Origin of the sequence: Propionicimonas sp. (assembly GCF_047606205.1) — a bacterium.
Classification (GTDB): Bacteria; Actinomycetota; Actinomycetes; order Propionibacteriales; family Propionibacteriaceae; genus Propionicimonas.
In genome coordinates, this window is the sequence record NZ_JASGES010000123.1 from 1 (window position 1) to 9,760 (window position 9,760).

A 9,760-nucleotide genomic window follows, 5' to 3' on the forward strand; every position below is an offset into this window, starting at 1 on the left:
CCGGCCTCGTGGCGCGCGGCCATCGAGGCCAGCCCGCTGGTCAGGATCGGCGCCGAGGGCGGCGGCGACCGGCCGCTCAGGCTGGCCGGCGACCTGCTCTACCTCGAGCGCTACTGGCAGGAGGAGTCGACGGTCGCCGGGGAGCTGTCGGCACGCCGGGCCCGGCCGGTGGCCGCCCCCGACGGCGACCGCCTGGCCGCGGCGGTCGCCGAACTGCTCACCGCCGACACCGACCCCGACCAGCGGCTCGCCGCCGTCGTCCCCGCCCTCACCGGCGTCACGGTGGTCGCCGGTGGACCGGGCACCGGCAAGACCCACACGCTGGCGCGGCTGCTCGGCGTCCTGCACCGAACGGCGACGAGCCCCCCTCGGATCGCCCTCGCCGCGCCGACCGGCAAGGCGGCGGTGCGCATGCGCGAGGCCCTCGCCCAGGCCGCCACCGGACTCCCGCCGGACCTCGCTGCGTCCCTGACCGGGCTCGAAGCGACCACCCTGCACCGGCTGCTGGGGTGGGTGCCCGAGGCGCGCAACCGCTTCCGCCACCATCGCGCCAACCCGCTGCCCCACGACGTGGTCGTGGTGGACGAGGCGTCGATGATCAGCGTGACCCTGATGGCGCGCCTGCTCGACGCGCTCCGTCCGGAGGCCAGGCTGGTCCTGGTCGGCGACCCCGACCAGCTCGCTCCGGTGGAGGCCGGGGCTGTCCTCGCCGACATCGTCGACGCCCCGACGGCTCCCGATGGCGATCTCGCCCGTGCGCTGTCCGGCCTCGGGCTCCCGGCCAGCGGCCCGGTCGTGCGGCTCACCCACAACCATCGCTCGGCGGCGGCCATCACCAACCTCGCCCGCGCGGTTCTGGCGGGCGACGAGGACGAGGCGCTGCGGCTGGCCTGTGCGGGGGCGGAGGAGGTCCGGTTCGCCGAGCACGCCGAGCAGACCGACCTCCGCGAGCTGGTCACCGGGTCCGGCCGGCGGCTGGTGGCCGCCGCCCGGGAGGGCAGGGTCGCGGACGCGTTGGCCGAGCTCGAGGCGCACCGGCTGCTCTGCGCACACCGCAGGGGCCCCTACGGGGTGGCGATGTGGTCGCGGCAGGTCGAAGAGTGGCTTCTCGGGGCCGTCGACGACTTCGATCCGACCGGCGCGTGGTATCCCGGGCAGCCGCTGCTGGTGACCCAGAACTCGCCCGAGCTCGGGCTGTTCAACGGAGACACGGGAGTGGTGGTGGCGACCGGCGGCCAGCTCCGCGTCCACTTCGCGCGCGGCGCACACCACTGGCAGACCGTCTCGCCCTTCCTGCTGGACGGCGTGCAGACGATTCACGCGATGACGGTTCACAAGGCTCAGGGCAGCCAGTTCGACCGCGTGACCGTGGTGCTTCCGACGCCCGACTCACCCCTGTTGACCAGGGAGTTGTTGTACACCGCGATCACCCGCGCGAAGGAGCAGGTGACACTGATCGGTTCACCCGACTCGCTCCGCCAGGCTGTTCGCCGCCAGGCCCAGCGGGCCTCCGGTCTGCGCGACCGGCTCGCCGCTGGTGGTTAGGACGCGCCGATCAATGTTGGTCCGAACGGGTCAGGCTGTTCCGAAGGGTGCCGCTGTTCGACCCGGTCAGGCTGCACGGAGCGGGTCAGGCTGTACGGAGCGGCGCCGTGCCCGGCCGGACGCGGCGCCGTCCGGACTCCGCCGGGGACGTCCTGCGGAGCCGCCGCCTGCAGCGGTGTCGGCCACCCGCCACGCCCTATGCTGCCCGGATGGACGCTGCGGAACCACTGGACTGGCGCGCGGTGCTCGCGCTGCTGGCCAATGCCGACGCTCGAGCCGCACTCGCAGAGCTCGCGGACACCACCAGGCTGGCCGAGAAGAGACGGCGGCTCGCGCTGGAACGATGGCAGCGCGCGGGTGTGGTGACCACGGACCCCGACGGGAACCTGGCCGTCGACGAGGCCCGGCTGCGTGCGACGGTGAACGCCGTGGCGACGAAACGACCCGCCGGGGTGGAGCGGTTCCTCGCCGCTGACGGCACCATCCAGGCCTACCCGTCCAGGGCGTCCGACCGGGCCGAGTTGCTCGAGCTGGTCGCCGGGCGCGCGATCGCCGCCGGGGAGGCCATCGGGGAACCCGAGCTCAACGAACGGCTCTCCGGGTTCACCGATGACGTGGCAACGCTACGACGCTTCCTGGTCGACGCCGGCTTCCTCCACCGCGACCCGGACGGCACCGGCTATCGCCGCTGAGCCCGGATCCACCCCGGACCTCGCCCCCCGCCCCGCCCGAACCGGGGACGGTTCCCCACCCGGACCACCTCCGCCGCCCGGACCCCGCCCCGCCCGGCCGAACCGGGGACGGTTCCCCACCCGGACCACCAGCGCCGCCCGGGACGTCGTCGCGTCTGTGGCGCGGTCGGCGCAGCCAGGGCGCCGGAGGGATCCCGCAGCAGGCGCAGAGGCGGGGGATTCGGACCGGGGCACGGTCCCGTCTCTCACCGCGGGCATGGTGGGGACATCGGGTGGCCGGATGGTCCACTTGGTGTGGACGGCCTTCGCCCGCCCCATCCCACGAAGGAGAACCGATGCCCGCCGCCGCGCCCGCGACCCTCACCCGCGCCCGGGTGGTCGCCGCCGTGATCGCGCTCTCGGCGGGCGGCTTCGGGATCGGGGTGACCGAGTTCGTGGCGATGGGGCTGCTGCCGTCCATGGCCCAGGACCTGCTGCCCGCGCAGTGGGCCGCCTCCCCCGCGGTCGCCACCGCGACCGCCGGGCATCTCATCTCGGCCTACGCCCTCGGCGTGGTGGTCGGCGCGCCCGTCCTCGCGGCGCTCGGCGCGAGGACGCCACGCAAGAGGCTCCTGGTCGGGTTCCTCATCGGTTTCGTCATCGCCACCTTTCTCGCCGCCGTCCTGCCGACCTTCGGCCTCGTCCTGGCGGCGCGTTTCGTCGCGGGACTGCCGCACGGCGCCTACTTCGGGATCGCGTCGGTGGTCGCCTCCGACCTGCTCGGGCCCGGCAACAAGGGCAGGGCCGGCTCCTTCATCCTCGCCGGGCTCACCATCGCGAACATCGTTGGCGTCCCGACGATCACCTGGGTCGGGCAGGTGGCGGGATGGCGGATCGCGTACACGATGGTCGCCGCCGTCTTCGCGGTCGCCCTGTGCGCAGTCGCGTGGCTGGTGCCGCACCAGCCGCCCGGCCGCACCGCGAGCGTCCGCGGGGAACTCGGCGCGTTCCGGAACGTCCAGGTCTGGGTCGCGATCGGGATCGGCGCGATCGGCACCGGCGGGTTCTTCGCGGTCTACTCCTACGTCTCGCCCCTGGTCACGGGCAGCGCGGGCATGGACGTCGCGGCGGTGCCGTGGGCGCTGGTCACCACAGGGGTGGGCATGACGATCGGCAACCTGCTCGGCGGCTGGCTTGCCGACCGCGGCACCGGCCGGGCCATTCTCATTCTCGGCGTGTCCTCCGCGGTCACGCTGACCCTGATCGGGCTCCTGGCCCGCACGCCGGTCGGTGTCTTCGCCACCCTCCTGCTGCTGGGGGTGACCAGTATGGCGCTCGCTCCCACGGTGCAGGCCAGGCTGATGCACGCCGCCCGCGAGGCAGAGGGGCTGGGCGCGTCGCTCAACCACGCGGCGATGAACATCGGGAACGCGCTCGGCGCCTACCTCGGTGGGGTCGCGCTCGCCACGACGGGCGACGCGCGCAACACGGCGTGGGTCGGGCTCGCGCTGTGCGTCCTGGGCGTCGGACTCACCGTTGTCGGCGTGCGCCTGGAACGCAGCCACCCGGTCGACCGGCGCTGAGCCGACCGCCTTCTCCCCGGGCTACGTCCGCGGGCTCGGCGTGGTGAGGGTGCCGGCCAGCCAGGCCTCGATCATGCGCCGGGCGATGGACGTGTGCGGCGGCAGCACGATCTCTCCGGACGCCATGGCCGACCTCAACTCCGGGACATCGAACCAGCGGGCGGTCTCGATCTCGCCCTCGGCGGCGGTGAAGGCGGTGCCCAGGGCGCGCGCGGAGAAGCCGACCATCAGCGAACGCGGGAACGGCCACGGCTGCGAGCCGAGGTAGGTGACCTTCCCGAGATCGAGGGCGACCTCCTCGGCCATCTCGCGGTGGACGGCCTGTTCAAGGGACTCCCCGACCTCGACGAAGCCGGCGAACACCGACACCCGGCCCGGCGCCCAGGACGGCTGGCGGCCCAGCAGCAGGCGGTCGTCCCCGTCGAGGATGGCGACGATCACGGCCGGGTCGGTACGCGGGTACTGTTCCCTGCCGCAGACCTCGCACAGCCGCGCCTGGCCGCCGGACACCACTCTCGTCGCCGACCCGCACCGTGGGCAGAAGGCACTGGTGGCGTGCCACGTGGCCAGGCCGACCCCGGTGAACGCGACCTGGAGGTCGGCCGCCGCCAGCCCGTCCATGATCGATCGCAGCGAGGTCAGCCCGTGCTCCCCCCCTTGCGCGAACCAGGCCCGCCCTCCGACCAGCCCCAGCAGGAAGTGACGCTCCGGGTCGAACCTCCCCGACGTCGGGCGCGGGTCGAGGCCTCCCTCAGGGGCGACAGCGACTGCCGCGTCCCCCACGGTCAGGACCAGCGAGGCGGGTTGCGCCCACAACGCCTCCACCCACGCCGGATCGGTGCGCCGTTCCTCCACCCTGTCGAGGGTGCTCGGGTTCAGCCAGTCGCTCACGGCGACAGGCTAACCGACCCGGGCAGCCGCTCCAGCAGTGCTTCCAGCGACGCCCGGTCGGGCAGGCGGGGCGGACGCACCACCTCGGCGGTGTGCAGGTCGTAGAACACCGCGTCGACCCCGTCGACCGGCAGCCCGTGCAGCTCGGCCCAGGCCAGCCGGTAGCACGCCAGCTGGAGAGGGTCGGAGCGCCGGGCGTCCCCGGTCTTCCAGTCCACCACCTGCGGCCGTCCGTCCGGGCCGGAGAACACCGCGTCGATGCGGCCGCGGACCAGCCGGCCGGCCAGGACGAGCGTGAACGGCGTCTCGATCGCCTCGGGCACGAGGCTCGCATAGGGCCCGTTCTCGAACCCGGCCCGGAGCTGCTCGAAGTCCGCGCCGGCCACCTCAGTGTCGTCCCCGTCGAGCAGGGGTGCCTGGCTCCGGAAGCGCTGCTCCAGCCATTCATGGAAACCGATCCCCCACCGCTGGGCCTCGCTGACCAGCCGCGGCATCGGACGTCGCAGCTCGTCGGCGAAGCGCACCGGGTCGCGGGCGAGGCGGCCCAGCCCGGTCACCGAGAGGTAGTCGGGCAGCCGCGCACCGTTCCGCTCCCTGGCCGCCTGCTGCTCTGCGGCGACCAGCACGTCGCTGCGTCGGCGCCACGCAGCAACCAACTCCGCCTCATCGAGGCTGAGTCCGCCGTGCTCGGGATACCCGTCTGCAGCGGCGTGCTGTTCGCGCGCCGCCCGGACACCGGCTGCCGCCTCCCTGCGGGTCCAGAAGGCCTCGGTCGCGCCCACGGCGGGCCAGGCAGCCGTGGCGTCCCTGCCGAGCAGCGGGTTCTCGTCGGGGACGTCGCCGGCCACTCGCGCGTCCTGCGCGTGCTCGGCCAGGAGCGTGAAGTAGTCCGAAGGCTCCCGTGGTGTGGCCAGGCCCGGGGCCCAGGTGTGGGTGCTGGCGACCAGGAGCTGCCGGGCCCTGGTGACCGCGACGTAGGCGAGCCGGTCCTCGCCGAGCCGTTGTTGCCCGCTGAGCGATTCGGCGAACGCCGCCATCGACGGGTGGTCGACGTGGCCGAGTTGCGGGATCGCGGTGGCGTCGCCGCGCAGCGGATACGGCAACGTCGATCCGCTGCGCAGCCAGTTGCCGGTGACCCGGTCGGTCGGGAACACCTTCGCGGCGAGGGCGGGCACGAAGACGACGTCCCACTCCAGTCCCTTGGCCTTGTGGACGGTCAGCACCTTCACCGAGTCGGCCGTGGACACCACCGCCTGTTCGAGACCGGTACCGTACTCACGCTCGGCTTCGAGCCATGCCAGCAGGCCGGCCAGCGACGCGTCCGCGTCGATGTCGGTGTAGTCGGCGACGGCCTGTACGAAGGTCGCCAAGGGCGCACGGCCGCCCGGCTCGACGACCTCGAGCTCCACCGTCAGGCCGAGAACGGCGATCACCCGCTGCACGAGTTCGGTCACGGCGTCCCCGGCGTGGCGCCGCAACTGGCCCAGTTCGGTGGCGAAGACGGCGAAGCGCCGACGGGCGTCGCCGTGGTAGGCCAGCGGGCCCGGGTCGGTGACCGCTTCCAGCAGGCTGGGCACCGCGGCCGGGTCCGTGCCGACCAGGGCGTCGAGAGAGGTCTCCTCCCCCGGCGGGACGGCCGTTGCCCCGCCACGCCCGGCCCGGGCGTCGGCGAGCTCGCGCGCGCGGCGACCGAGCAGGGCGAGGTCGGGGATGCCGATCGCCCAGCGCGGCGAGGTGAGCAGTCGCACCAGGGCGGGGTTGGCGGTGGCGTCGTCGAGCAGGGTGAGGGTGGCCACGACGTCGGCCACGGCCGGCAGTTCGAGCAGGCCGCCGAGGCCGACGATCTCTGCAGGAATGTCCCGGAGGGCGAGCTCGGCGTAGACGTCGGCCACCTGCGCGTTGCGGCGGGCGAGGACGGCCACGTCTGACCAGGCCGCGACCGCTCCCGTCTCGTGCAGGGCCGCGATCCGGTCGGCCAGGGCCTCCACCTCCTCCGGCCAGGTCACGAAGGAGGCCGTCTCCACCCGCCCCTCAGGGGTGCCCGGCGGCGCGACCAGGTCGAGGTCCAGACCGTGCGCGGTCAACGCCGGGTCGGCCCGCACCGTGGCCGCGAGGTGGTTGGCCGCGTCCAGCACCCGCTGGCCGCTGCGTCGGTTCACGGTGAGCGCGTAGCCGGTGGCCGGGGCCCCGTCGGGCCCGGGAAAGTGGTGGGCGAAGTCGAGGATGTTGCTCGCCGCGGCGCCCCGCCACCCGTAGATCGCCTGGCACGGGTCGCCCACGGCTGTCACCGGGTGCCCCCTGCCGCGCGTGGCGTCCTGCCCGGAGAAGAGCCCCCGCAGCAGCGTGGCCTGCGCGGCCGACGTGTCCTGGTACTCGTCGAGCAGCACGACGGCGAACTCGCTGCGCAGCGCCTCGGGTACGGCAGGCACCTCGGTGGCCAGCCGGGCGGCCGCCGCCATCTGGTCGGCGAACTCCACGTACCCCAGGCGCGCCTTCAGCTCCTCGTACCGCACCACCAGCGTGGCCAGTTCGAGCCGTTCGGCCATCGCGGCGCGCGCGGTCTGGACGGCCGCGTACACCTGGCCGCGTGGATTCCGCGGTGCCCTCTCCAGGGACGCTTCGAACGCCACGGCGTGGTCGGCGAGGTCGAGGGGGTCGACCAGGTGCGAGCGCAGCTCGGAACTGAGCTCCAGAAGGCGCTGGGTGACGCTGGCCGGACGCAGCCGCGACAGCTGGTCGAGGCCGGGTGTGTCCGCGACCACCCGGGCGGCGAGCCGGTACCGGGCAGCGCCGGTGACCATCCGGGCGTCGCCCTCCAGGCCCAGCCGCAGGCCGTGCTCAGCGACCAGCCGCCCCGCGAACGCATCGTAGGTGAGGATCAGTTCCTCCCCCGCCTCCACGTCGTCGGCCAGCACCCCCGCCTGGTGGAGGGCACGCCGGACCCTTGCCCCCAGCTCCCCCGCGGCCTTGCGGGTGAAGGTGAGTCCCAGGACCTGTTCGGGCCGCACCTGCCCCGAGCCGACCAGCCACACCACCCGCGCGGCCATCACGGTGGTCTTTCCCGAGCCGGCGCCGGCGATGACGACGGCGGGTTCGAGCGGGGCCGTGATCGCCTCCAGCTGCTGGTCGGAGAAGGGGATCCGCAGTGCGTCGGCCAGCTGGGCCGGATCCGTCATCCTCATCGCAGCACCTGGCCGCCCCGGGGGGACGCGGGGCAGCTGGTTGCGAACGCACAGGTACGGCACTGTGTCCCCGGCGTGGCGGGAAAGCTGCCCTCGGCCACCACCCGCGCCGCGCGCGCGACCCGCTCGTGCACCCAGCTCGGGTACCGCTCCTCCTCCGGGTCAGCGCCGAGATAGGGGACGGTGGCCAGCGAGGGCTGGCCGAACTCCCTCGGCAGGTCCTCGGGCCGGTCGGGCAGCCGGAGGAACACCGCGGCCGCGCCGTCGGTACGGGCCATCCCCGGTGCCACGGCATCGAACCCGCCGGAGGCCACCGCGAGCTGGTACACGCCGAGCTGCTCCATTCCTGCCACCGCGGCCTTCGTCGGGGCGGTCCGGGACGTCTTGAAGTCGATCACCCGCAGTCCGTCGTCCGTGGCCTCCAGCCAGTCGACCGTGCCGTCGAGGACGACCGTGAACCCGTCCACGTCGACGCTGAGCGCGAACCGCTGCTCGACCCCGACCAGGTCCGCCCGCCGGACCTGCCGCCAGGCGAGGAAGCGGGTCAGGCCGAGTTCGACCTCCACGCGTTCGGTGGCGGACAGCCAGGCCGCCTCGAAGCGGAGCCGGTGCCAGACCCGGTCGAGCTGGTCGCGCAGTTCGGGGAGCCCCCAGTCCTCCGCGACGGCCTGCTGGACGAGCAGGTGGATCAGCGAGCCGAGCGTGGCGGCCAGCCCCGGTTCACCTTCGGCCCCGGCCTCGCGCGCGAGGAAATAGCGCCGCGGGCAGGTGAGGACGGTGGAGACCTGGCTGGGACTGAGCCGCACCTCGCCGCCGGTGCGCGGTTCGGGCCGACTGCTCAGCTCGCGGACGCCCCACCAGGCGGACGGGTCGGCGGAGGGCACCAGCGCCCGACCCGTGTCGTCGGTCGCGTCCGCGAGCCGGGCCAGTTCGACGGCAGCGGCGGCGCGCACCCCCGGCGTGGCCGAAGGGGCGGACGCCCAGCGGCGCAGGTCGGCCACCAGCGCGGGCAGGGTGAACACGGCGCTCCCGTGCGCGGGCGTTCGCACCTCCGCGCCGAGCTCGGAGAGGAAGCGGGACGGCGAGTCGGCCTCCCCCTCGGTACCCGCTGCCGCGGTCACGACCAGCCGCCGCCGCGCCCGGGAGCAGGCCAGATGGAACAGCCGCCGCTCGGCCGCGAGCAGGTCTCGATGGTCGGTCGCGCCAACCAGCCCTCCGGAGGTCAGCGTCGCGGCGTCGAGCACCGTGCTCACGCGGCGCCCGACCGGCCAGGCCCCCTCCTGGACGCCCGCGACGACCACCAGGTCCCACTCGCGGCCGCGCGAGCGGTGCGCGGTGAGCACCTGGACGCCCCGTCGGCGCAGCCGGGACTCCCGCTCGTGATCAGCGGGGATCTGCTGGGCGGCCAGCTCGGCGAGAAAGGCCCGGACGCCGCCTGCCCCACCCCGTCGATCGGCCTCCCCGGCGAGCTCGAAGAAGGCGCACAACGCGTCCAGGTCGGCGTCGGCGCGGCTCCCGGTCGCACCGCCGGCTCCGGACTCCCTGCGCAGTTGGTCGGGCCACGGCGTGCCCTCCCACAGGGCCCACGCGACCCTGTCGACGGGAGCGCCGCCCGCCATCTGCCGCGCTGCGGCCGCGAGCACGGCCAACAACCCTCGCAACCGGGCCAGGTCGGGAGTGTCGGGGGCGCCGTCCACCCACCCTGGCGCGTTGAGGGCCGCGGCGAGCCGCTCGGCGAGTGCCGCAGGGGCAGGACCGGTCCACGCCCCGCGGGCCTGGCGGGCGAGCCGACGCAGCCCGAGGGCGTCGAAGCCGGCCAGCGGGGAGGTGAGCAGCCGGACCGCCTCGTCCGGCTCCACCCGCCCCGCGAGCGTCACCTCCAGGGCGA

At 74.4% G+C, this 9,760-nt stretch carries 6 protein-coding genes; 3 read left to right on the top strand and 3 right to left on the bottom strand.

All coding sequences use genetic code 11. From position 1 onward, the window contains the following. The 3 genes from recD to QM633_RS08070 form a co-directional block, all read left to right on the top strand. Positions 1-1,545, top strand: a 1,545-nt coding sequence (gene recD / locus QM633_RS08060; RefSeq protein WP_415153229.1) for an exodeoxyribonuclease V subunit alpha, incomplete at its 5' end; no start/stop codon positions are given. A 209-nt stretch (positions 1,546-1,754) separates the two neighbouring features. Further along, the gene (locus QM633_RS08065; protein WP_415153230.1) at positions 1,755-2,237 is read left to right on the top strand and encodes a DUF2087 domain-containing protein; all 483 of its coding nucleotides are present in this window, start codon (positions 1,755-1,757) and stop codon (positions 2,235-2,237) included. 335 nt (positions 2,238-2,572) lie between these two features. Next, a complete protein-coding gene (locus tag QM633_RS08070) occupies positions 2,573-3,799 on the top strand; it encodes an MFS transporter (RefSeq protein WP_415153231.1) in 1,227 nt (408 codons plus the stop codon). Between the two features lie 21 nt (positions 3,800-3,820). Here QM633_RS08070 and nudC read toward each other — a convergent pair whose 3' ends face one another. The 3 genes from nudC to QM633_RS08085 form a co-directional block, all read right to left on the bottom strand. Beyond that, entirely contained in the window at positions 3,821-4,690 is an 870-nt protein-coding gene (nudC, locus tag QM633_RS08075; RefSeq protein ID WP_415153232.1) for an NAD(+) diphosphatase, read from the bottom strand. Next, positions 4,687-7,872 carry a UvrD-helicase domain-containing protein gene (locus tag QM633_RS08080; protein WP_415153233.1) on the bottom strand — a complete coding sequence of 1,062 codons (3,186 nt, stop codon included), beginning with the start codon at positions 7,870-7,872 and terminating at the stop codon, positions 4,687-4,689. Before QM633_RS08080 ends, nudC begins: the two co-directional genes overlap by 4 nt. Continuing rightward, positions 7,869-9,760: PD-(D/E)XK nuclease family protein (locus tag QM633_RS08085; protein ID WP_415153234.1), on the bottom strand; the 1,892-nt coding region annotated here is incomplete at its 5' end. The genes QM633_RS08085 and QM633_RS08080, both read right to left, overlap by 4 nt.